The 24,692-nt window shown below is 56.8% G+C and carries 17 protein-coding genes, 2 tRNA genes and 1 rRNA gene; 8 read left to right on the top strand and 12 right to left on the bottom strand.

Annotated features, from left to right (window positions below; translation table 11 throughout):
- Positions 1-40: 40 nt before the first annotated feature.
- The 7 genes from ACAM27_RS09395 to ACAM27_RS09365 form a co-directional block, all read right to left on the bottom strand.
- A tRNA-Ala gene (locus ACAM27_RS09395) sits at positions 41-116 on the bottom strand.
- 96 nt (positions 117-212) lie between these two features.
- Positions 213-289, bottom strand: a tRNA-Ile gene (locus tag ACAM27_RS09390).
- Positions 290-378: 89 nt separating this feature from the next.
- Positions 379-1,919 (bottom strand): 16S ribosomal RNA (locus ACAM27_RS09385).
- Between the two features lie 453 nt (positions 1,920-2,372).
- Complete coding sequence (purT, locus tag ACAM27_RS09380) at positions 2,373-3,575, bottom strand: formate-dependent phosphoribosylglycinamide formyltransferase (RefSeq protein WP_014421942.1); 1,203 nt, start codon at positions 3,573-3,575, stop codon at positions 2,373-2,375.
- Between the two features lies 1 nt (position 3,576).
- The gene (locus ACAM27_RS09375) at positions 3,577-3,759 is read right to left on the bottom strand and encodes a DUF1289 domain-containing protein (protein ID WP_011785938.1); all 183 of its coding nucleotides are present in this window, start codon (positions 3,757-3,759) and stop codon (positions 3,577-3,579) included.
- Positions 3,756-4,292, bottom strand: coding sequence for a gamma carbonic anhydrase family protein (locus tag ACAM27_RS09370; RefSeq protein ID WP_023008827.1), 537 nt, complete (start codon positions 4,290-4,292; stop codon positions 3,756-3,758). Before ACAM27_RS09370 ends, ACAM27_RS09375 begins: the two co-directional genes overlap by 4 nt.
- Position 4,293: 1 nt before the next feature.
- Positions 4,294-4,881 (bottom strand): CoA pyrophosphatase, encoded by a 588-nt coding sequence (locus ACAM27_RS09365; RefSeq protein WP_022992909.1) that lies wholly within the window; start codon positions 4,879-4,881, stop codon positions 4,294-4,296.
- A gap of 95 nt (positions 4,882-4,976) precedes the next feature.
- On the opposite strand from ACAM27_RS09365, the gene ACAM27_RS09360 reads away from it, so the two are divergent.
- On the top strand, positions 4,977-5,525 hold the full coding sequence (locus ACAM27_RS09360; RefSeq protein WP_113880554.1) for an NUDIX hydrolase: 549 nt from the start codon (positions 4,977-4,979) through the stop codon (positions 5,523-5,525).
- A gap of 7 nt (positions 5,526-5,532) precedes the next feature.
- Here the strand turns inward: ACAM27_RS09360 and ACAM27_RS09355 are convergent, their stop codons facing one another.
- Positions 5,533-5,844, bottom strand: a complete 312-nt coding sequence (locus ACAM27_RS09355; RefSeq protein ID WP_011785942.1) for a YqfO family protein — start codon at positions 5,842-5,844, stop codon at positions 5,533-5,535.
- A 451-nt stretch (positions 5,845-6,295) separates the two neighbouring features.
- Entirely contained in the window at positions 6,296-10,201 is a 3,906-nt protein-coding gene (gene purL / locus ACAM27_RS09350; RefSeq protein ID WP_369611838.1) for a phosphoribosylformylglycinamidine synthase, read from the bottom strand.
- A gap of 270 nt (positions 10,202-10,471) precedes the next feature.
- Here purL and mltF point away from each other — a divergent pair, with 270 nt between their 5' ends.
- Positions 10,472-11,980 carry a membrane-bound lytic murein transglycosylase MltF gene (gene mltF, locus ACAM27_RS09345; RefSeq protein ID WP_031210107.1) on the top strand — a complete coding sequence of 503 codons (1,509 nt, stop codon included), beginning with the start codon at positions 10,472-10,474 and terminating at the stop codon, positions 11,978-11,980.
- Position 11,981: 1 nt separating this feature from the next.
- Here the strand turns inward: mltF and ACAM27_RS09340 are convergent, their stop codons facing one another.
- Complete coding sequence (locus tag ACAM27_RS09340) at positions 11,982-12,458, bottom strand: regulatory protein RecX (protein WP_014421948.1); 477 nt, start codon at positions 12,456-12,458, stop codon at positions 11,982-11,984.
- 154 nt (positions 12,459-12,612) lie between these two features.
- On the opposite strand from ACAM27_RS09340, the gene ACAM27_RS09335 reads away from it, so the two are divergent.
- Complete coding sequence (locus ACAM27_RS09335) at positions 12,613-15,060, top strand: DUF349 domain-containing protein (protein WP_369611837.1); 2,448 nt, start codon at positions 12,613-12,615, stop codon at positions 15,058-15,060.
- 4 nt (positions 15,061-15,064) lie between these two features.
- Here the strand turns inward: ACAM27_RS09335 and ACAM27_RS09330 are convergent, their stop codons facing one another.
- A complete protein-coding gene (locus ACAM27_RS09330; RefSeq protein WP_014421950.1) occupies positions 15,065-15,328 on the bottom strand; it encodes a late competence development ComFB family protein in 264 nt (87 codons plus the stop codon).
- Positions 15,329-15,514: 186 nt separating this feature from the next.
- On the opposite strand from ACAM27_RS09330, the gene ACAM27_RS09325 reads away from it, so the two are divergent.
- The 4 genes from ACAM27_RS09325 (at position 15,515) to ACAM27_RS09310 (ending at position 22,099) form a co-directional block, all read left to right on the top strand.
- Positions 15,515-16,723 (top strand): acetyl-CoA C-acetyltransferase, encoded by a 1,209-nt coding sequence (locus tag ACAM27_RS09325; RefSeq protein ID WP_369611836.1) that lies wholly within the window; start codon positions 15,515-15,517, stop codon positions 16,721-16,723.
- A 29-nt stretch (positions 16,724-16,752) separates the two neighbouring features.
- Complete coding sequence (locus ACAM27_RS09320) at positions 16,753-18,903, top strand: 3-hydroxyacyl-CoA dehydrogenase NAD-binding domain-containing protein (protein WP_369611835.1); 2,151 nt, start codon at positions 16,753-16,755, stop codon at positions 18,901-18,903.
- Positions 18,904-19,147: 244 nt separating this feature from the next.
- Positions 19,148-21,313, top strand: coding sequence for a carboxy terminal-processing peptidase (locus ACAM27_RS09315; protein WP_369611834.1), 2,166 nt, complete (start codon positions 19,148-19,150; stop codon positions 21,311-21,313).
- A 3-nt stretch (positions 21,314-21,316) separates the two neighbouring features.
- Positions 21,317-22,099, top strand: a complete 783-nt coding sequence (locus ACAM27_RS09310; RefSeq protein ID WP_014421954.1) for a helix-turn-helix transcriptional regulator — start codon at positions 21,317-21,319, stop codon at positions 22,097-22,099.
- On the opposite strand, the gene mtnA is transcribed toward ACAM27_RS09310, so the two are convergent.
- Positions 22,092-23,147, bottom strand: coding sequence for an S-methyl-5-thioribose-1-phosphate isomerase (gene mtnA / locus ACAM27_RS09305; RefSeq protein WP_121208654.1), 1,056 nt, complete (start codon positions 23,145-23,147; stop codon positions 22,092-22,094). The two genes, ACAM27_RS09310 and mtnA, sit on opposite strands and share 8 nt — an antisense overlap.
- 203 nt (positions 23,148-23,350) lie before the next feature.
- Between mtnA and ACAM27_RS09300 the strand changes: the two genes are divergently transcribed.
- A complete protein-coding gene (locus ACAM27_RS09300) occupies positions 23,351-24,679 on the top strand; it encodes a TRZ/ATZ family hydrolase (RefSeq protein ID WP_369611833.1) in 1,329 nt (442 codons plus the stop codon).
- Positions 24,680-24,692: the final 13 nt, after the last annotated feature.

Below are 24,692 nucleotides of genomic sequence, written 5' to 3'. Positions count from 1 at the left end.
TGTTTCTGCACACTGCTAACCGAAGTTAGTCAGTAAAGTTTGGTGGAGCTAGGCAGGATCGAACTGCCGACCTCCTGCGTGCAAGGCAGGCGCTCTCCCAGCTGAGCTATAGCCCCAAGAAGCTATCTACAAGAATTATTCAGATCAAGGCATCGAATGGCGCCGCATAGCCTGCTATGCAAGTCATTCGATAACGCTGAGCTGGATAATTCTGGTGGGTCTGGGTGGACTTGAACCACCGACCTCACCCTTATCAGGGGTGCGCTCTAACCACCTGAGCTACAGACCCAAAACACGGGCCTGCAACGACCCATCTGCTCTCTTTATTAGCCAACCAAGTAATTCGTGTGGACTCTGACCGAAGCATTCGGCTTCGTTTAAGGAGGTGATCCAGCCGCAGGTTCCCCTACGGCTACCTTGTTACGACTTCACCCCAGTCATGAACCACACCGTGGTAATCGTCCTCCCGAAGGTTAGACTAACTACTTCTGGTGCAATCCACTCCCATGGTGTGACGGGCGGTGTGTACAAGGCCCGGGAACGTATTCACCGCGACATTCTGATTCGCGATTACTAGCGATTCCGACTTCACGGAGTCGAGTTGCAGACTCCGATCCGGACTACGACGCGTTTTAAGGGATTGGCTCACTCTCGCGAGTTGGCAGCCCTCTGTACGCGCCATTGTAGCACGTGTGTAGCCCTGGCCGTAAGGGCCATGATGACCTGACGTCATCCCCACCTTCCTCCGGTTTGTCACCGGCAGTCTCCCTGGAGTTCTCAGCATTACCTGCTAGCAACCAGGGATAGGGGTTGCGCTCGTTACGGGACTTAACCCAACATCTCACGACACGAGCTGACGACGGCCATGCAGCACCTGTCTCAGAGTTCCCGAAGGCACCAATCCATCTCTGGAAAGTTCTCTGGATGTCAAGGCCAGGTAAGGTTCTTCGCGTTGCGTCGAATTAAACCACATGCTCCACCGCTTGTGCGGGCCCCCGTCAATTCATTTGAGTTTTAACCTTGCGGCCGTACTCCCCAGGCGGTCAACTTAGTGCGTTAGCTGCGCCACTAAGACTTCAAGAGTCCCAACGGCTAGTTGACATCGTTTACGGCGTGGACTACCAGGGTATCTAATCCTGTTTGCTCCCCACGCTTTCGCACCTCAGTGTCAGTGTTGGTCCAGGTAGCCGCCTTCGCCACTGGTGTTCCTTCCTATATCTACGCATTTCACCGCTACACAGGAAATTCCACTACCCTCTACCACACTCTAGTCTGACAGTTCGAAATGCCGTTCCCAGGTTAAGCCCGGGGCTTTCACATCTCGCTTACCAAACCACCTACGCGCGCTTTACGCCCAGTAATTCCGATTAACGCTTGCACCCTCCGTATTACCGCGGCTGCTGGCACGGAGTTAGCCGGTGCTTCTTCTGTAGGTAACGTCAAGCCTCATGGGTATTAACCATAAGGTTTTCCTCCCTACTGAAAGTGCTTTACAACCCGAAAGCCTTCTTCACACACGCGGCATGGCTGGATCAGGGTTGCCCCCATTGTCCAATATTCCCCACTGCTGCCTCCCGTAGGAGTTCGGGCCGTGTCTCAGTCCCGATGTGGCTGATCATCCTCTCAGACCAGCTACGGATCGTCGCCTTGGTAGGCCTTTACCCCACCAACTAGCTAATCCGACTTAGGCTCATCCAATAGCGCAAGGTCCGAAGATCCCCTGCTTTCTCCCGTAGGACGTATGCGGTATTAATCCGGGTTTCCCCGGGCTATCCCCCACTACTGGGCAGATTCCTAAGCATTACTCACCCGTCCGCCGCTCGTCAGCGGGTAGCAAGCTACCCCTGTTACCGCTCGACTTGCATGTGTTAAGCCTGCCGCCAGCGTTCAATCTGAGCCATGATCAAACTCTTCAGTTTAAATCATACAAGAACCCGAAAGTTCTTAATTCTTGCTCAAGACAAAACTCAATTTCGACGAGTCACTGTCCTGATATTTCGTGTCCGAAATACCTCGGCCAGCGCCCACACGAATTACTTGGTTAACTTTTTAAAGAGCGTTTGAGCTGTTGCTCAATCAAGGCCGCGTATTCTACATCGTTCCGCTGCCCTGTCAACCACTTTTTTCGAAGAATTTTTGAAGCAAATTTTCGAACACTTTCAAGTAGTTGCGTTCTTCGTGAACCGGCGTTGTCTGCCGTGTCCCTCAGAAGTGGTGCGCATTCTACAGCCCTCAGGAAAACTGTCAACGCCCATTTTCAATTTATTTTACCGGGCTTCGGTTTCCACCTATCGGGCTGTTCAGAATACAACCAGAACGACCAAAAATCACCCGGATTTTCACCCCTCACGATGGATTCAGGGATCAGGCTTTCAGAATTCGACCTTTATAGAGCTTGCTGCAGTGCGAGCTTTCTCCCGGGCATCCTCTATGGAGCTACCCAACGCCAGCGCTACCCCCATTCGCCTCCTGCCTTGTAATTCCGGCTTTCCGAACAGGCGTAGCTGGGTTCCCGGTTGTGCCAGGGCTTCTTCCAGGCCGGTATAGGAAACTTCTGTGGAGCTTCCCTCCGGCAGAATGACCGCCGACGCACTGGGACCATTCTGTCGAACAACAGGAACGGGAATACCCAGTATGGCCCTGGCGTGGATAGCAAACTCGGACAGGTCCTGGGATACAAGCGTGACCAGTCCCGTGTCATGAGGGCGAGGTGAGACCTCCGAGAACCAGACGTTCTCACCCTTCACAAACAGCTCAACACCATAGATGCCGTAACCGCCGAGATCTTCCACCACAGCACGGGCGATCTCTTTTGAACGCTGTAATGCCAGGTCATTCATCGGCTGCGGCTGCCAGGATTCGCGATAGTCACCATCTTCCTGCCTGTGACCAATGGGCTCGCAGAAGGTTACCCCCTCTTTATGCCTCACCGTCAGCAAAGTAATCTCATAGTCAAAATCGACAAAGCCTTCGACGATTACCCTGCCCTTTCCTGCCCGGCCTCCGGTTTGTGCGTACTCCCAGGCTCTTTCAATATCGGCTTCGGTCTTTACCGTACTTTGCCCCTTGCCAGACGAACTCATCACTGGTTTTACCACCAAGGGAAGCCCGACTTCCGCAACCGCCTGCAAATATTCTTCCCGCGTACCCGCAAACCGATACGGTGATGTTGGCAACCCGAGCTCTTCCGCAGCCAACCGACGAATACCCTCACGATTCATCGTCAGGTTCACCGCCCGCGCACTGGGTATCACCCGATAACCTTCCTGCTCGAGCTTGACCAACTCCGGGGTGGCAATAGCTTCTATCTCCGGAACAATCAGGTTCGGGCGCTCTTTCTCGATGACGCTCCGCAAAGCCACAGGGTCAAGCATGTCGACAACATGGGAACGATGGGCCACCTGCATTGCCGGTGCATCGGCATATCGATCAATGGCGATCACCTCAACGCCGAAGCGCTGGAGCTCAATCACAACTTCCTTGCCCAATTCCCCGGAACCACAAAAAAGTACCCGGAACGAGTTGCTTTTAAGAGGTGTACCCAATCTGACGCTGGTCTTGGTGTTATCGGTCATCTTATAGAGCTACCTTTTGTTCACGTATTGCCACCAGTTTCAAAACTTCTCGGCGTTCATCGTCTGTCATGCGAGTCCAGTGAAGAATCTCGTCACTGGTACGATGGCACCCTATGCAAACATCGTTCTCGTCTAAGGCGCACACGCTTACGCAGGGTGAGCGCACCCGATCAGCCCTGTTCATTTCTGCTCCGGATCACACGCTTTAAGTTTCTCCAGGTAACGCGTGGCATTCTGAACATAATGCGCCGCGCTCATTTCCAACATCTTCTTCTGATTGTCGTTCAGTTCACGCTTGATCTTGCCAGGAGAGCCCACAACCATCGAACCATCCGGTACTTCCATACCTTCAGGAATCAGCGTATTGGCGCCAATCAGGCAATGTTTGCCGATCTTTGCCCCATTAAGCACCACCGCATTTATGCCAATCAGTGAATAATCGCCGATATCACATCCGTGCAGCATCACCTTATGACCGACAGTAACACCCCGGCCGATGGTCAAAGGCAGCCCCGGATCGGTGTGCAACACCGATCCATCCTGAACGTTGGATTCAGGACCAACCGTGATGCACTCGTTGTCGCCCCGAATAACCACGTTAAACCAGACGCTACTTTTCTCCAGCAACCGGACATTGCCGATGATAACGGCGTTTTCAGCAACAAACTGACCATCGCCAACTACCTGGGGGCGCTTGTCTTCGAGCTCGTAATACATATCAGCCTCCTTGAGGGGGTTCGAGCAGATCGATTCCGGCATCGTACACGGCGTTCATAAAGTCGACCAGAACAACCGCGGACAGCCCCCAGATCTGGTAACGCTCCCAGCGATAACAGGGCACATAAAAGGTGTGGTTCAGAAAACTGAGGGCATCGGTGCGCTCCCTCCTGTCTTCCAGAAAGAAGGAAAGCGGTACCCGGAACACGCTTTCTATTTCATAGGGATTGGGCACCACCGGATGATCGCCTGGAACAACCCCTACGTAGGGTGTTACAAGAATGCCGTAGCGTGACATGACCTGGCTTAATGGTGCGATGACGTCCACCTGGTCGGGAGGCAACCCGATTTCTTCATGGGTCTCTCTCAACGCAGTGGCCGCAAGCGACGAATCTTCGGGATCCCGCTTGCCGCCCGGATAAGACACCTGGCCACGATGGGTTTTCAGGTTGGCAGACCTCAGGGTGAAAATCATTTCCGGATTATTTTCATCATCCGTTACCGGCACCAGAATACCGGCTTCCGGATAATCCAGTGCCAGCTGTCGAGGGGCATAATTGGATAATTTTTCAGTTAATAGGTCTCGCACTCGCTACTCCAGTGGCATCCCGATTTTGCATGAGACACAGACAGCCGGGATCGTTAAACTGATCATCAACAGACACTCAGTATACGGGGAAACTAATGAAGTATTGCAGCACATGCGGCCATCCGGTCGAACAACGCATTCCGGAGGGTGACAACAGGCACCGCTACGTATGTGTCAGCTGCGAGACCATACATTACCAGAACCCGAGGATTGTGGCGGGTACAGTTCCGGTCTGGGAAGGCCAGATACTTTTATGCCGGCGCGCGATCGAGCCCCGTTACGGCTATTGGACCCTTCCCGCCGGTTTCATGGAAAATGCCGAGACAACCATTGAGGCTGCAGCGAGGGAAACGCTGGAAGAGGCTCTTGCCGACGTCAGCATCGAAGGCCTTTACTCCATCATCGATGTGCCGCATATCAACCAGGTTCACATGTTCTATCGCGCCAGCCTTAAAGACGGGCAATTCGGCGCCGGAGAAGAATCCCTGGAGTCCCGCCTTTTCTCCCCGGGCGAGATCCCATGGGACGAGATATCGTTTCCAACCGTACGCAAAACCCTTGAGCTTTTTCTTATCGATATGGAGACAGAGCGGTTTGGCGTTCACGTCAGTGATATCCGCCACCCAATGGGAAAAAAAGCCTGACCGGCCGTCAAAGATCAACCAGCCGAAAGATCTCATAAGCCGGCTCTTCATAAGGATGTGCTTGCTTCAATGCGGCTAGCGCATCTCTTATGAGGCTGTCGTCGCACACTAACTCCACCTTATATTCCCGCACCGTTTCTAATTGCCCCTGCTGCCCCAGAAACGGATCGCTTCCCGCCAGCGGCCGGAACTGCCCCTGGCCTTCACATTGCCAGGCACAACTGTCGTATTCTCCAATTTTTCCGGCACCAACATCGAACAGTGCCTGCTTGGTTTGTTCCAGATGACTCTCAGGTACGAAGTAGCAAAATTTATACACGGACACCTCCCTGACTGATCAAATATCACCCAGTATTAGAGAATTCAAACTTACTCACAGATTCTGTGGATAACTCTGGGGAAAGTTTTTGGGAATCGTCCCCAAAGCCCCATGAATACTGGACTTCTCTTAAATTGCCGACATTTTCACCCATGATTTTATTTCCTTTAATATCAGAAGGTTAAAGGTTTCGCACAAAAACTGAACTTAGTTCTCAATGTTTGCTCACAGAACGGCCAGGACGGCACCGGAAATGTGCATAAAGTTGTCTAGTCAAGCCCCGAGACAGCAAATCTACAGACTATTTTAGGGCATCAGGGGTTGAATTTGGGGTTGACATCAAAGGTACCGGCTTAACCAACCTACAATAAAAAAAGCCAGCCTCGACTCTCTTGGAAACAGAGACCGGAGGCTGGCTTTTCACTTCTCTTTTCAGCTGCGATTCAGCGAATCAACCAAACCACTTTCTGGCGTTGCGGAACATGCGCAACCAGGGACCATCTTCTTGCCAGGTATCCGGGCGCCAGGAGTGCTGAACGGCCCGGAACACCCGCTCTGGATGGGGCATCATGATGGTCACGCGACCATCCCGTGTGGTAATACCGGTAATACCAGACTCTGAACCGTTGGGGTTATAGGGGTAACGGGTCGTTTCCCGGCCACGGTTGTCGACATATCGGAGAGCAACCAATTCGTTATCCGACAGCGCCTTGGCTGACGTGCCGGAAGCGAACTCAACCCTCCCCTCACCGTGGGCAACCGCGATCGGCATACGGGAGCCAGTCATGCCATCCAGGAAGGCGGATGGTGAGGAAGTAACCTCAACCATCACCAAGCGCGCTTCGAACTGTTCTGACTGGTTTCGAACAAAGCGGGGCCAGCCCTCACTGCCCGGAATCAGCTCGTGCAGATTGGATAGCATCTGGCAACCATTGCAGACACCAAGGGCAAGGGTATCCTGGCGATTAAAGAACGCAGCAAACTGATCACGCACCCGGTCGTTGAACAGGATGGACTTGGCCCAGCCTTCACCAGCACCCAGCACATCACCGTAGGAGAAACCGCCACAAGCCACCAGACTCTGGAACTTCTCCAGGCTGATGCGACCGGATAGCAGGTCACTCATGTGAACGTCCGTCGCTTCAAAGCCTGCTCGGTCGAAGGCTGCCGCCATCTCAACCTGCCCGTTTACGCCCTGCTCCCGCAACACCGCCACTTTCGGCCGTCTGCCGGTATTGATAAATGGTGCCGCGACGTCTTCATTCAGATCAAAGGTCAGATCAGCACTCAGCCCCGGATCCTCGGCATCGAGCAGGTTCTCGAATTCTTCCCGGGCACAGTCGGCATTGTCGCGAAGAGACTGAATGCGGTAGCTGGTTTCTGCCCAGAGGCGCTGCAGATCTGTGCGCGCCTCATCCAGAACCGGCTCTCCGGCAAACAACAACCGAACCCGATCCTTGTCATTCAGAGTACCAATGACACTGGTGTGATCTCCCAGCCCGGCACCGGAGAATTGCTGGAGAACGAAATCAGTGTCTTCACGGCGCACCTGGATAACCGCACCCAGTTCCTCATTGAAGAGTTCGCGGGCAAATTGGGATTCGTCTTCCGCGAGGCCATCCAGCTTGATATCGACACCGGTTCTGCCAGCAAAGCTCATTTCCGCAAGGGTGACGAACAGACCACCATCGGAACGGTCATGATAGGCCAGCAACTTGCCATCGGCGTTGAGGCCCTGAATAACCGCGAAAAATGCCTTGATATCCTCGGGGTCGTCCAGATCCGGCGCCACAGCACCCACCTGACGATAAACCTGCGCCAGCGCAGATCCGCCAAGACGGTTCTGACCAGCGGCCAAGTCAACAAGAATAAGATCCGTTTCACCGGCATCCGTGCGCAGCTGAGGTGTCTGGGTGCGGGCAACGTCGGTCACCGGAGCAAAACCGCTGACGATCAGCGACAGCGGCGCAGTGACGCTCTTCTGCTCGCCATTATCTTCTTCCCAGGCGGTTTTCATGGACATGGAGTCCTTGCCCACTGGAATGGTAATACCCAGCGCCGGGCACAACTCCATACCCACAGCGCGAACGGTCTCGTAAAGGTTCTCGTCCTCGCCCGGATGACCTGCAGCAGCCATCCAGTTGGCGGAAAGCCGGATATCCGACAGCTTTGCGATCGGCGCCGCCGCGAGGTTGGTGATGGTTTCGCCCACAGCCATTCGGCCAGACGCCGGCGCATCAATCACTGCAAGCGGTGTGCGCTCACCCATCGCCATGGCTTCACCGGTGCGCACATCAAAAGATGCTGCGGTTACCGCCACATCACTGACAGGAACCTGCCAGGGGCCCACCATCTGATCCCGGGCCACCAGCCCGGTGATAGTCCGGTCACCGATGGTAATCAGGAAACTCTTGGAACCAACCGAGGGCAGACGCAGAATCCGCCGAACGGCATCGTGAAGATCGATTTTCGTGGAATCGAAAATCGGCTTGGTAAAGGAGGAACGGCTGACACTGCGATGCATGCGCGGAGGCTTGCCGAAAAGCACCTCCATCGGCAGATCCACGGGCTTGTCGTTGAAGTAGGAATCGCCCAGCTCCAGATGATGCTCTTCGGTCGCCTCACCAATCACCGCATACGGGCAGCGCTCGCGACGACACAGAGCATCGAAAAGATCCAGGTTTTCAGGCGCAACCGCCATAACGTAACGTTCCTGAGACTCGTTACACCAGATCTCCAGGGGCGACATACCCGGTTCGTCACTGGGAATATCCCTAAGCTCAAATTTGCCGCCACGGCCACCGTCCTTGACCAGCTCCGGCATGGCATTGGACAAGCCGCCGGCCCCGACATCGTGAATGAAGCAGATCGGGTTTTTGTCGCCCATCTGCCAGCAACGGTCGATAACTTCCTGGCAACGCCGTTCCATTTCAGGGTTGTCGCGCTGTACCGAAGCGAAATCCAGATTCTCATTACTGGAACCGGAGTCCATGGAAGAGGCTGCGCCCCCGCCAAGGCCAATCAGCATGGACGGACCACCCAGCACGATAAGCTTGGCGCCGACCGGAATATTGCCCTTCTCTACGTCCTGCTCGCGAATGTTGCCCAGACCACCGGCAATCATGATCGGCTTATGATACCCACGGACCTCTTCACCGGCGGCGCCAGGCACCTTCTCTTCAAAGGTCCGGAAGTAACCGGCCAGGTTAGGACGGCCGAATTCGTTGTTAAAGGCCGCCCCACCAATGGGGCCTTCAATCATGATATCCAGGGGAGAGGCAATCCGGTCCGGCTTGCCATAACCGATTTCCCAGGGTTGCTCGTCGCCGGGAATATTCAGGTTGGAAACGGTGAAACCGGTGAGACCGGCTTTCGGCTTGGAACCACGACCGGTCGCGCCTTCATCCCGGATTTCGCCACCAGAGCCTGTGGCCGCGCCGGAAAAGGGGGCAATCGCAGTCGGGTGGTTGTGGGTTTCCACCTTCATCAGGATATGCACCGGCTCCCGGTTATAGCCGTAGACACCCGTGTCCGGATTCGGGAAGAAGCGACCGGCTTCGCTGCCGGCGATCACCGCGGCGTTGTCCTTGTAGGCCGACAGCACGCCCTCGCTGTTCATCTCGAAGGTATTGCGAATCATCGCGAACAGGGACTTTTCCTGGCCTTCCCCATCGATATCCCAGGACGCGTTGAAAATCTTGTGGCGGCAGTGCTCAGAGTTGGCCTGAGCAAACATCATCAGCTCAACATCCGTCGGATCCCGCTCCAGGCCGACAAAGGATTTGACCAGGTAATCAATCTCATCGTCCGCCAGCGCCAGGCCCAACCGGCCATTTGCTTCCACCAGGGCATCCCGGCCACCAGACAACACCGGTACCCGTCCCAGAGAGCGAGGCTCTTCGTGGCTGAACAGAAGTTCTGCGCCGCCCATCTCGTGGAACACTTTCTGAGTCATACGATCGTGGAGAAGTGCTGCGATCTGCTCGCGCTGCTCCAGGCCAAGTTTCTTGCTGGCCTTTACATAGTAGGCAATGCCGCGCTCAATTCGGCGAATCTGCCGGAGGCCACAATTACGGGCGATATCCGTCGCCTTGCTGGACCATGGCGATAACGTGCCCGGCCTCGGAACCACCAGGAATAAAATCCCATCCGGCTGCTCAACCTGGACACTGGGACCATAGGTAAGCAGGCGATCCAGGATGGCCTGTTCCGAATCGGAAAGGTCGGCATCAAGATCCACAAAGTGCATGAACTCGGCATACACATGTTCTACACCCGGCACCATTTCCTGTATACGGGAATGCAGTTTGCGGGAACGAAAAGGCGAGAGCGCTGGCGCGCCGCGAAGTTCAAGCATGATATCAACCTGTATCGCGCGAATCGGGGGACGTCTGAAAGGCCGCAATGATACTTGAAACCGACTTCAGGTTACAGCGGAAGCTGGCCTCTTTCCGCGGTGTAAAATTGACATTCTTTTGCACAGTTATTAACCAGACCAATTGACCATTTCGCCCTCAGCAGTGATCATTGAGACTATGCATGGAAAGCAAGAAGCATCAAAAAGCAGGAGCATGGGAGCACCTCCCGGACCATCCTGACCATTGAGCGTGTAGCGGAGAGCAGGGATTTGTCACGATTTATCAGCACTTTCCGACGCAGTAGTGCGCAGTTGAGCATTGTATTGGCAGTTCTCCTTGCCACAGGCTGCTCGCAGCCCACAACGCTGCAGGAAATCCGGGAAGAAGGCGTTTTGCACGTCATCACCCGGGTTGCGCCTTCTATCTATTACCAGGATCGGGAACAGGACACCGGCTACGATTACGAGCTGGCCAGACTGTTTGCCGACGAACTCGGGGTTGAACTGCGGGTTCGGGTCGCCGACGATAATTCTGAAATCCTCTCTGTCCTGTCCAGAAACTACGCGCACATCGGTCTGGCCGGCCTGACACAACGGCCCGACTTTGGCGAGCAGTACCGCTCGGTGCCCATAGGTGTCGCCGCGCAATCGGTTATCGTCTATAACAAAGAAGTTCCTGCACCGGAATCACTGGAAGATCTCGCCTCCGAAACCATCCATATGCTGGCCGACAGCAACCATGAGCACCTTGTTGCTGATCCCGGGAACGAGGCTGGCCCCATCATTCAGAAACACCCGGGGCTGGATGCTGCCGGTCTTCTGGCCCGGGTGGAAAGCGGGGAATTCGGCTATGCGGCGGTGGCGTCCAATGAGCTGGATCTGAACCACGTCTTCTTCCCAAAGGTTTACGAAGCGTTCGCACTGAACGAGCCCACTGATCTTGTCTGGCTGTTTCCAACCGCTCAGGACGATACCCTGGTGCAGGCCGCCGAAGCCTTCATGGAAAGGATGAACAACAACGGCACCATGGCCCAGCTCGCGGAACGGTTCTACGGCCACCTGGACAGACTGAATTACGTCGGCGCCCGAACCTTCATGCACCATGTTGAGAACCGCCTGCCCCGCTATCAGTCACTGTTCCAGGATTATGCCGAGGAATCCGGCATGGACTGGCGCCTGCTGGCCGCCATCGGATACCAGGAATCCCACTGGCGCCCCAACGCCGTCTCCCCCACCGGAGTACGCGGTCTGATGATGCTCACCCGCACCACCGCCAATTATATCGGCATTAATAACCGACTGGATGCCGAGGAAAGTATTGAGGGCGGGGCCCGCTATTTCCGGATGGTGCACGGGCGCATCCCGGAACGAATTCCGGAGCCGGATCGCACCTGGTTTGCGCTTGCGTCCTACAACGTCGGCTTTGGACATCTTGAAGATGCCCGACGCCTGGCTGAATCCGCCGGAAAAGACCCGGACCGATGGATGGATGTGAAGGAATTTCTGCCGCTGCTGGCACAGAAAGAGTGGTACACCAAAACCCGGTTCGGGTACGCACGCGGGCACGAACCGGTGGTTTACGTGCAGAATATCCGACGGTATTACGACGTTCTGGTCCGGATTACCGAACCGGACGCACCTTCAGCGCCCGGGCTTGAAGATCAACTGGCCTGGCTTGGCGACAACGAAGCTGGCTCCGATGCCCCGGCCAGCGAGTCTCAGCCGGATCTTCGCGCTGATCTGCCTCCGGAACTACGGTTGATACCGCCGACACTCTGAATCAGTCATCATCCGGTCCCGCGCTCAAGGCATGCTCGGATTGAGATGATGAAAATCCACGCCGGGCCAGAAATCGGGCCTGGCGGAGCTTTTCAGGCAGATCCCCCTGCACATCAGCCAGTCCGAACCGTTTATCACGGGCCCGGACCGCTCTCCGGCACCACTCCTCTTCTGCGACGGACGACAGACACGCCGGAGTCTGATTCACTCCACGCTGCTGCAGTTCGGCCAGTATTCGCAGCGGCCCGTAACCCGCCTCGATGCGTTGGCGGGTATAGATCTCCGCGAACCGGTCGTCATCCAACCAGCCTTCACACTCATACTCATCCAGCACCGGGTCAAAAACATCCGGTGGAATCCTGCGCTGCCGCAGCTTGAGCGCCAGTTCATACCGGCTGTGCTCCCGGCGGGCCAGCAGGCGCAGCGCTACCGAACGAGCCTGGTATTCCGGATCGTCATGTTTTTGATCTTTTGCCATACAGGCCCTTTCCGCGATGACTTGCAAAACGATAGACTTAGCGTCCCGGGGCACCCCCGCAAACACACTACCCGAAACAGACACCTGATCGGGCCGGAAGGCGGAGATACTCTGCCGCCACCGCAAACTGGTTGCAATCCCAAGGATACCGTTTATGGCTGCATTCATTCAGAAATTGTTCAAGAACCGCAAAACCCTCTCATCCGTAAGCGACAAGGCATCCGAAAAACAGCAAAGCAACCAGCCAACCGAAGAAGACAACCGACAGCAGTTGCGCCAGCAGCAGGAACGCCAGCTTGACGCCAGCCCTGAACAATCGGAACTCGCGGCTCTGGCAATAGAAGGTGTGACCTCCGCCATTCGATTACAGGCAGCGAGCCAGATTAACCAGGAAGAGCACCTACAGGCGGTGCTGAAACAGGCAAAAGGCCGCGATAAAAGTGTTTACCAGACTGTCAAACAGTCACTTCAAACCCTGAAGGAACAACAGGCCAGCGAAGCGGCCATCCAGCATCGCATCACTGAACTGGTCAGCCAGGCACAGGAGCAGGCCAGAAGCGAAGACACCAAGCTCTACGAGGCCCGACTGAACGCTCTCCAGGACCAGTGGCAAAGCGTTGAAAACAAGGCCAGCGCCGAGCAGACCCAACAATTCCTGCAAGCGGTCCACCAGATTCGTGAACGCCAGAAGCAACTGGATGAGACGCGACAGGAAGAGCAGCGGCACCTCGATCAGAAGCAGCAACGTCAGGAAACACTGGAACTGCTGAAGCAAACCCTGAACCAGCTTAAAGCCGCAGCGCCCTCTGGACTTCCCTCGGAATCTGCCCTCGATGCGTTGCAGAAAACCCAGGAAAACCGATGGCTGGAAGCCACGCGGGACACCCAGGTGGACAAACAGGAGCAGAAGCAATACGAACAGGCCATGCTGGCTCTGCGCAACTACCTTGGTGCGGTGCGGCGCCTGAATCTGGCACGACCACAAATCGGTGAGCTGGAAAGCAACGATACCGACAGCCCTCAGGCTGTCGCAAAAGCACTGCTTCAGGAAGTAGCCTGGCCGCAGGATTTCCCGCTACCCCAGGCCCTTGCAGAACTGCGGGCCCTGGCCGGCAAGCCGCGCGCCCAGCCCACGTCAGACGGAACCCGGGAACAGCAGCAAGCAAATGCGGCCGCTCTCAATACCACACTGCCCAAACTGGAAGCCGCCCTGGAAGCAAAACAGTTCCGTGAATCCCGCCAGCTCCTGAAAACAGCCCAGAACCAGTTTCAGGCGCTTGATGATCGCCACCGCAAGAACGTCCAGGCGAAGATGCAGTTACTTGCCGGCCAGTTCCGGGAACTGAGCGATTGGCAGGGATTCGCCACCGAGCCCAAGCAGGTCTCTCTTTGCGAACAGATGGAATATCTGGCGGAACAACCGATGGAGCCGGAGGCCAAGGCAGAGCGAATCAAAGAACTGCAGAACGAATGGCGAGAGCTCGGCGGCTCGTCCGACCGAACCCTCTGGAATCGTTTCAAAGCGGCGTCCGATCAGGCCTATGAGCCCTGCAAAGCCTACTTCGAGGCAAAAGCCGATCTCAAACAGGCCAACCTGCAGAAACGGGAAGCCATCTGTGAGGAACTTGAACGCTTCCTCGCGCAGGCAGACTGGACCAGTATTGACTGGAAAGGTGCCGAACGGATTCATCAGACCGCCCGTCAGGAATGGAAAGCGGCCTGGCCGGTAGACTTCCGGGATAACCGCCAGGTACAGAAGCGGTTTGACGACCTGCTGAAGAACCTGGAGCGGCCCCTGGACGAGGAGCGACAGAAAAACGAGGCCGCCAAACAGGCGATTGTCGAGCGGGCTCAGGCGTTGATTGACCATGAACCTCTTCAGGAGGCCATGGATCAGGCCAAAGCCCTGCAATCGGAATGGAAGCGTATCGGTATCACCCGCCACCGCGAAGATCGCAAGCTCTGGCAGGCGTTCCGCCAAGCCTGCGACCAGATCTTCGAGCGACGCGATGCCCAGCGGTCTGCACAGCAACAAGCGACCGAGAAGGCTGACGCCGACGCTCGCGCAGTGGTTGCCAAATACCGCGATCTCGGAACAGAGGCTGACGATGCGTTGATCCATGAAGCCAAGACCGAGCTCAAGCCGTTAGCCGATATGCCGCTCTCACGACCGGTTAGGGGCGAAGTACAAGACCTTCGTCAGCATCTGACAGAGCTGGGGCAGCGCAAAAAGCTGAAAGCCAGACTGGATAACTGGAAGACTCTGATCAAAGAGCGTGTGAGTGGCGCCCTTGCCCCGGAACAGGTTCCTTCAAACTGGCAGAATCTGGTTAACGGCGCGACCTCTCTTACAGGTAGAGACCTGGTGATCAGGGCGGAGATCGTTGCCGGCCAGGAGACTCCGGACTCAGACCAGGGACGGCGTATGGAAATCCAGGTTCAGCGTCTGGCCGAAGGTCTGGGTGGTGGGGATCAAACCACACCTGAGCAGGAACTGGAAAGGCTGATCGCACTCTGGTGCCTGCACCCGGAGATGAACGACCAGAGCGCAGAACATGCTGGTCGACTGGTTCAGGCTTTGGAAAGCCGCCTGCAGCACTAAAGCATCATTCTCTCTGATGCTGCCTTACAAAATCCCTGGCTTGCCTGACCGCAGCCAGGGATTTTTCTTTCATCTCCTTTAATTCCTCATCGGCAAGGTAGAACATCATATCGATGGTGTGCCGATAGTACCTGGCCGGCAAACGATTCAGAGCCACACACATCACGTCGGTCAGATAATCCGCTGTGTCTGACTCCTCCCGGGTCGCATCGATCGCATCCAGCACCAGCCTTTCGTAGAAATTATCGATAGCATCTCTCAGAGACATGGTTACACCTGCCTGCTTTATAGGATCAATCTTTATTCAAGATAGAAGTCACAAGCGTTTGTGTCATTGTCCCTGAGCAATTTCGCCAATGGGATTGGCAGCGGCTGTCATTACCGGGGACTACACTGAACCGCTATGGTTATCACTCTTTGAAAACAAGCCCGGATAACAATCAGAGGAACAGATATGACCACCGAGGCGTACATTTTCGATGCCGTTCGCACCCCCCGCGGCCGCGGCAAGAAAGATGGCTCACTGCACAGCGTTAAGCCGATCACGCTGCTCACTACCGTGCTCAAGGCTCTGGAAGAGCGGAACCAGCTCGACACTTCGCAGGTAGATGATGTCGTCATGGGCTGCGTCACCGCCGTGGGTGACCAGGGCGCGGATATCGCCAAGACGGCGGCACTGGCCGCTGATTGGGATGAGAAAGTCGCCGGCGTAACCCTGAACCGCTTCTGCGCCTCCGGCCTGGAAGCCGTGAACCTGGCCGCCATGAAAGTGCGCTCCGGGTGGGAAGACATGGTGGTTGCCGGTGGTGTAGAGGCAATGTCGCGCGTACCCATGGGTTCCGATGGAGGTGCCTGGGCGACCGACCCGGAAACCAACCTGCATACAGGTTTCATGCCTCAAGGTATCGGCGCCGACCTGATCGCTACTCTGGAAGGCTTCACTCGTGAAGATGTCGATGGCTTTGCCGTGAAGTCCCAGCAAAAAGCCGCCAACGCCTGGGAAAAGGGTTATTTCGCCAAATCCATCGTGCCGGTTACTGATCAGAACGGCGTGGTCATACTGGACCGGGACGAGCACGTGCGCGGCAACACTACCGTGGAATCCCTGGCAGGCCTCAAGCCCTCGTTCCAGATGATGGGCGAGATGGGCTTTGACGGCGTCGCCCGGGAAAAATACCACTACGTGGAGAAGATCAACCACGTGCACCACGCCGGCAACTCTTCCGGCATTGTCGACGGTGCCACCGCCATGCTGATTGGCAGCGAAGCCAAGGGCAAGGAGCTCGGCCTCAAGCCACGCGCCCGCATCGTTGCCACTGCGGTTACCAGCACAGACCCCACCATTATGCTCACCGGCCCTGCCCCGGCTGCCCGCAAGGCACTGGAGAAAGCCGGTATGACGGTGGACCAGATCGACCTGTTTGAAGTGAACGAAGCCTTCGCGTCAGTGGTGATGCGTTTCCAGAAAGAGTTGTCCGTTCCGGACGAGAAAGTGAATGTAAACGGCGGCGCTATCGCCATGGGCCACCCACTGGGTGCCACCGGCGCCATCATCCTCGGCACCCTGCTGGATGAACTGGAACGCCGTGAACTGCGCTACGGCCTGGCCACGTTGTGCGTGGGCGGCGGCATGGGCATTGCCACCATCATCGAGCGCGTCTGAACGCCACTTTCATATAAAAGGAACCGACCATGAGTGCCATCAAATACGACCTGGGTTCAGACCAGATTCTGACCCTGACCATCGACATGCCGGGCCAGTCCGCCAACACCATGAATGGCGAGTTTCGAACTGCACTGACCGAAGCCGTCAATAAGGTCAAAAGCGACCTGGATAATGTCAAAGGCATTATCATTGCCTCCGCCAAGAAAAGCTTCTTTGCCGGCGGCGACCTGAATGAGCTATACACAGTGACCCGCGAACAGGCCAAAGAGTTTGAAGACATGGTCAACGGCCTGAAAGCCGACATGCGGGTGCTGGAAACCTGTGGCAAACCTGTGGTGGCGGCTATCAACGGCACCGCTCTGGGTGGTGGCCTGGAACTCGCCCTGGCCTGCCATCATCGCGTTGCCATTGATGATGACCGGACCCAACTGGGCTTGCCGGAAGTCACCCTGGGCCTGCTGCCCGGCGGTGGCGGCACCCAGCGACTGCCCCGGATGATTGGCCTGGAAGCCGCCTTCCCGTTCCTGATGGAGGGTAAGAAGGTAAATCCAAAAGCCGCTCTGAAGGCCGGTATCGTGGATGAGCTCGCCAACTCACCGGAAGACATGATCGCCAAGGCCCAGGCCTTCATCGAAGCCAATACCAAGTGCCAGCAACCCTGGGATCAGAAAGGCTTCCGCTTCCCCGGCGGAGCTCCGCATCATCCGGCCATGGCCCAGAAACTGGCTATTGCACCGGCCATGCTCAAACAGAAGACCAAAGGCTGCTATCCGGCACCGGAACGGATTCTGGCAGCAGCGGTGGAAGGCGCCCAGGTGGATTTCGACAATGGCAGCCTGATTGAAACCCGTTACTTTGCCGAGCTGGCCACCGGCCAGGTGGCCAAGAACATGACGGGCACCTTCTGGTTCCAGCTCAACGCCATCAAGGCCGGCGGCAGTCGCCCGGATGGCGTAGAAAAGGAAAGCTTCAAGAAAGTCGGGGTACTGGGTGCAGGCATGATGGGCGCTGGTATCGCCTACTCCACTGCCAGCCGCGGCATTGAGGTGGTGCTGAAGGATGTCTCGGTTGAAAACGCCGAGAAAGGCAAAAGCTATTCCGAAAATCTCCTGGCGAAGAAAGTCAGTCGCGGCCGCATGACCGAAGCCCAGAAAGACGAAGTGTTGGCCCGCATCAACGCCACCGCCTCTGCCGACGACCTGGAAGGTTGCGACCTGATCATCGAGGCAGTCTTTGAAGACAGCGATCTGAAGGCAAAGGTTACCCAGGAATCCGAGCCGAAAATGGTCGCTAACGGCATTTTTGCCTCCAACACCTCCACTATCCCCATCACCCAGTTGGCCCAGGCCTCGGCCAAGCCGGACAACTTTATCGGCCTGCACTTCTTCTCCCCGGTGGACAAGATGCAACTGGTGGAAATCATCGTCGGCGAGAAAACCTCCGATGACACCCTGGCCCGGGCGTTCGATTACGTGCAGCAGATAGGCAAGATTCCCATTGTGGTGAACGACAGCCGCGGCTTCTTTACCTCTCGGGTATTTGGCACCTTCGTGAACGAAGGTATCAGCATGCTGGCCGAGGGCATTCACCCCTCAAGTATCGAGAATGCCGGACTGCTGGCCGGCATGCCGGTAGGGCCGCTGGCCATCTCTGACGAAGTCAGCATGACCCTGATGCAGCACATCCGAGCCCAAAGCAAGAAAGACACGGAAGCCGCCGGCGGCACCTGGCAGCCGCATCCGGCCGAAGCCGTCATCGATGCCATGGTGGATACCCACGGACGCAAGGGTAAAGCCGCCGGTGCCGGTTTCTACGAGTATCCGGAAAAGGGCAAAAAATACCTGTGGCCGGAACTGGAAAACCTGTTCGTGGACCAGGACAAGGCACGCCGTGTGAAGCTGCAGGATCTGAAAGATCGCATCCTGTTCATGCAGGCCATCGAGACCATCCGCTGTCTTGAGGAGGGTGTGCTGAGAACCGTGGAAGACGCCAACATTGGCAGCATCTTCGGTATTGGCTACGCGCCCTGGACCGGCGGTGCCATCCAGTTCGTCAACCAGTATGGCGTTCGGGCCTTTGCGGAGCGGGCGCAGCAGCTGGCAGACCAGTACGGAGAGCGATTCACGCCGCCATCCCTGCTGCTTCAAAAAGCCGAACGCAACGAAAACTTTAGCTGACCCTGCCGGCCGGAGGGCCCAAACCCTCCGGCCACCTCTACCCTCACACTGCCGACAGTTTACTTCCGGTCACACGCCCCCATAGTTAGCCTCAGGCTGAAACGTATATGGACATATTGTCACGAAGCTATACCCCTGGCCTATGGCAACAGGTGTAGCGGTTGCCTACAATAAATTGAACAGTCACGGGTATTCACCCCCATTGTCATTGGTGGCGATTCCCAGCAGCTTCAGGTATGCATTTATGACCATTGCGGAAAATTCCATGCAGCGCCCTTCCCTGACTTCCCTCACCCGGAAAGCAGGCGCGGTCACGGCTCTGGCCCTGGGCATCCTTGTCTCCGGCGCCTACGCAAAGATTGACGACTCCGCCAGGTATGAGCCGGTTGCGCCCACGATTGACCAGGCCCGCGCCAATATTCTGATTGCCCGGCAGCTGCAGTTCACGCATTTCCGCAATCTCGGCATCAGCGACGAACTGTCCGGCGATGTTTTCGATGCCTACCTGAATTACCTGGACAGCCAGAGAATCTACCTGACCCAGGAAGACATTGATGCCCTCTCCCGGGTCAAGAAACACCTGGGGTCAGCGCTCAAAACCGGCCAACTCCAGCCGGGCTTTGATATTTACAACCTGGTTCAACAGCGGGTTATCGAACGCCTGAAGTTCGCCCTGGGGCTCATTGACAACGGTATTGAGCAACTGGACTTCGCTGCCGATGACAGGATTCGCGTCGACCGTTCCGAGGCGCCCTGGGAGGCAAACCAGGCCGCTCTGGACGAGCTCTGGACGAAGCGTATTAAAAACGCGGTTCTGGCCCAGAGACTGAACGGCGCAGACGATGAAGCGATCGAAGAGACGCTGCGCCGCCGCTATGAAGGGCAACTCAAACGCGCGTACCAGGCCCGCAGCGAAGATGCATTCCAGGCTTACATGAATGCCTTTACCGGTATGTGGGACCCTCACACGTCCTACTTTTCGCCCCGAACCTCCGAGAACTTCAACATCAACATGAGTCTCTCGCTGGAGGGCATCGGCGCGGTACTGCAATCCGATAACGAGTACACCAAGGTAGTGCGCCTGGTACCCGGTGGCCCGGCCTCCAAGCAGGGTCAGCTGCAGCCTGCCGACCGCATCGTCTCGGTTGCCCAGGGCGAGGAAAAGCCTGTAAACGTGATCGGCTGGCGCCTGGACGAGGTGGTGGATCTGATCCGCGGCCCCCGTAATTCCACCGTAACCCTGGAAGTAATACCGGCCAACGCCAGTGACGAGACCATCACACGCACCATCGCCATCAAGCGCGACGAGGTGAAGCTGGAGGAGCAAAGCGCCAGCAAAGACGTGATTGAACTGGACCGAAACGGCGAGACCTATCGTATCGGGGTCATCAATATCCCCACATTCTACGCCGATTTCCAGGCCATGCAGGCTGGCGATCCGAATTACAAAAGCACCACCCGCGATGTGCGTAAACTGATTGAGGAACTCAAGGCCGGCGGCGTGGATGGCGTGGTCATGGATCTTCGTAATAACGGCGGTGGCGCACTGCACGAAGCCAACGACCTGGTTGGTCTGTTTATCGACGAAGGCCCCACGGTCCAGATCCGTAACGCCAACAACGATGTCCAGGTACTGGAAGACGAGGATCCGTCCGTGGTCTACGACGGCCCTCTGGTGGTGCTTGTCAACCGGATGAGCGCCTCCGCCTCTGAAATTTTCGCCGGCGCTATCCAGGATTATGGTCGAGGCCTGGTGGTTGGCTCCCAAACCTTTGGCAAAGGCACGGTTCAGGCCGTTCGGCCACTGAACCACGGTCAATTGAAAATCACCCAGTCTAAGTTTTACCGGGTTTCCGGCGGTTCCACCCAGCACAAAGGGGTGATTCCAGACATCGAAATCCCGTCGCGCATCGATAAAACCCGAATTGGTGAGGACGCTCTGGACCACGCCCTGCCGTGGGACCAGATTGAGGCCGTTCCCCATGCCCGCTATTTCGACTTTACCGGCGTGATTGACGAACTGCGGAATCGCCACGAAGAGCGGTTCGCCACCAACCCGGAGTTCAAGCTGCTGCAGAAGGAAATCGAGTTCCTTAACCGCCAGCGGCAGATGGATTACGTCAGCCTTAACGTGGACGAGCGCAAGAACCAGCACAACCAGATCGAGCAGACCCGCCTGACCATCGCCAATGCCCGCAGGGAACTGAAGGGCGAAGAACCTTTTGAAGACCTGGAAGCTCTGGAAGACTGGCAGGATCAACAGGCGGCAGATCTGGACAACACCGACGAAGAACTGGATTTCGTCATCCAGGAAGGCGGGCACATCATGGCCGACCTGCTGGAGCTGGATCAACGTATGGCGTCCATTCTGATGCCCACCCAGTTTGCGGCCAAGACTGAGGCACCATAAATCATGGCTGGGCAGCCGTCCGGGGAAAGCGGTCAGAGTACCCAACAGCGTGCCCGGGTGTTCCGGGACATGCTACTGGACGCCCTGCACGCCATGTATTCCATGGACGAAGCTGAGGGCCTGGAATCCTCTGGCCCGAAAGATAAAACCCCAGACGGTATGCTGGAACGTATAGCCGGGTTGACGGGTTCGGCACTTCGCCTGGGCGCCCGGGCAACCGACACCTCCCTGCGGGTCGGTCGGGCCCTGATTAACTCTCAGGATCAGTTGCGGGCCATGCTGACAGCCGGCCAGTCGCTGAAAGACATACGGGAAGTTGCGGGCCTCACGCTCTCGGAAATGAGTGAAGCCCTGAACCTCAAAGACAAGTCTTTGCTGGAAGCCATTGAAAATGGCACCTCCACCCTCTCCTTCGAGCTGATCCTGAGACTCGCCGCCCTGGTGGCCCGCAACGATCCGATCCCGTTTATCATGCGCACCACCCGCAACTATAATCCCGAGGTGTGGCAGATACTCAACGATTGGGGTATTGGCCGGATTCCGCTCCAGTTTGAGCGGGAACGGGAATTCATCAACATCTTCCGCCGGCACGACGATGCCAGAAACCTGTCGGATGAAGGCTTCCGCAAAGTGCTGGAATTTACCCGCCAGAGCTTTGAAATGTCGCTGCATTTTATAGAACAGCAGGAAAAGGAAGTGGCAGAACTGAAAGCTGGCATGAAGACCGCCGAGCCAGCGCCGGACAAGCCGGCAACCAGCTCCGGGGCAAAACGGAATATCAGGTAAACAGCGCCCGCATTCCGGTGATGTTGGGGTTACGCACTGCGCCCTTCTCGGTCACGATGGCATCAATCAGGCTGGCCGGTGTCACGTCGAACACCGGATTGAAGACCTGAACGCCGGCGGGCGCCAGGGGAATCCCGCGGATTTCACGAACCTCGGTGCCCTCCCGCTCTTCGATCGGAATATCCTTGCCGGACTCCAGCGACATATCCACGGTGCTGGAGGGAGCCACCACCATAAACCCGATCTTGTGGTGCCGAGCCAGGACCGCCAGGTTATAGGTACCAATCTTGTTCGCCACATCACCGTTGGCAGTTATCCGGTCGGCACCCACAACAATCCATTTAACCTTGCCGGAAGCCATAATGGCCGCTGCCGCGCCATCGGCATTTAGCGTAACGGGAATATGGTCACGGGTCAGCTCCCAGGCGGTTAACCGGCTGCCCTGAAGCCAGGGCCGGGTTTCGTCGGCATAGACCCTCTTCAACAGTTTTTCCTCGTGCAAACGGCGAATCACCCCCAACGCGGTACCGTATCCTCCGGTGGCAAGTGCACCGGTGTTACAGTGGGTCAGCACTGCGACAGGCTTGTCGGGATTCATCACCTCCAGAGCAAAATCTGCCATGGCCAGGTTGGCCGCCAGGTCATCCTCATGCAGACGAACAGCCTCTGCCGCCAGCCGATCAGTGGCTTCGTCCAGAGAATGGCAGGCGTGGAACACCTTTTCCATGCGCTCCAGCGCCCAGAACAGGTTCACCGCCGTAGGCCGGGATTTCGCCAACACTCGAATAGCCTGTTTGATCTCGGCCTGCCAATCGCCTCCGCCTGCGTGGCGGGCTGCCAGAGCCACCCCGTACGCAGCACTGATGCCAATGGCTGGTGCCCCGCGCACCACCATATCCGTTATGCACTGGGCCACCGCCGACGCGCCATCCGCAACAATCCAGTGCTCTTCCGCCGGGAGCAGGCGCTGATCCAGCAATTCAAGCCTGTCTCCGTGCCAGCGCATTGCTACCGTCCCGATGGAACGATTGGAAGATCGACCTGCCATAAACAACTCCCGAACCAAAGAAAAACAGCGAGTATAGCCCTATCAAACCAGATTGACTGCCCTGATTTGAAGAGGCTTGATGAATGTCTGGAAAATCGCAGCACAGCGGCCACCACCGGGGTAGTTCTGCCTGACCGCGCTGGTTATACTTGCCCATTGAATTTCAAGGCGCCTCCGGTGCCCCGAACCCGCAAGGCAGGTTAATGACGGCAGAAACCATCACCGCAGCCGATACCCGAATCAACGCCCGCTGGCTGATTCCCGTCGAACCCTTCGGGGTTGTTCTTGAACACCAGGCCGTGATCCTTCAAGGCAGCCGAATTCTGGCGATCGTGCCGCAGGCTGAGGCAGACCAGAATTATCGCACCCGGGAAACCCTCGACCTGAACCAGCATGTTGTCCTGCCCGGGCTGATCAACCTGCACGGCCACACCGCCATGTCCCTGTTCCGGGGCCTGGCTGACGACCTGCCATTGATGACCTGGCTGAATGATCATATCTGGCCTGCAGAGGGCAAGTTTGTCAGCGAGCAGTTCGTGGCAGACGGCACGCGCCTGGCCATGGCAGAGATGCTCCGCACCGGCACCACCACGTTTTCGGATATGTACTTCTTCCCGGAAGTGACTGCCCAGGCAGCCCACGACACCGGCATGCGTGCACAGATCTGCTTTCCTCTGATGGATATGCCAACGGTATGGGGTTCAGGGCCAGAAGAATACCTGCGCAAAGGTGCGGACCTAATTGAACAATGGCAGCGGGATGACTACATCATGCCTGCCATTGGGCCCCACGCCCCTTACACCGTTTCCGACGGTCCTCTGGGTGCCGCCGTGGAATTAGCGCAGCAAACCGGTGCCGCCATTCAACTGCATTTGCACGAAACCGCCTTTGAAGTAGCGGAAGCGGTAAAAGCGAGCGGGCAGCGACCACTGGCGCGTATGGCAGACCTGGGTGTTCTCGGCACCAATACGCAGTGTGTACACATGACCCAGATCGACGAATCCGACCTGGCTCATCTGAAAAAGACCGGCGCCCATGTTGTCCATTGCCCGGAGTCCAACCTGAAACTGGCGAGCGGGTTCTGTCCGGTGCAGAAACTGCTGGATCACGATATCAATGTCACCATCGGGACCGATGGGGCCGCGAGCAACAACGATCTGGATCTGTTCGGCGAACTGAAAACCGCCGCAATGGTAGCCAAGGCTGTGGCGGACGATGCGGCAGCCCTGTCGGCTCACAAAGCGCTGGAGATGGCGACCCTCAGTGGTGCCCGAGCCCTGGGGCGGGACCACGACATCGGCTCCCTGGTGGCGGGCAAACTGGCAGATCTGATCGCCGTCGACTTGAGCGACCCCTATCTGCAGCCTGTCTACGATCCCGCTTCGCACCTGGTCTACAGCAACCACGGCCGGGCAGTAAGCCACAGCTGGATTCATGGCGTACCACAATTACAGGATGGCAGGCTAACCCGCATAGACGTACCAGATCTGGTTCTGCGGGTGAACGAGTGGCGCAAACAGATTCTCAGCTGATTATCCGGAGTAA

Origin of the sequence: Marinobacter sp. RI1 (assembly GCF_041155085.1) — a bacterium.
GTDB classification, from domain to species: domain Bacteria; phylum Pseudomonadota; class Gammaproteobacteria; order Pseudomonadales; family Oleiphilaceae; genus Marinobacter; species Marinobacter nauticus.
This window is presented reverse-complemented; position numbering and strand designations above follow the sequence as displayed.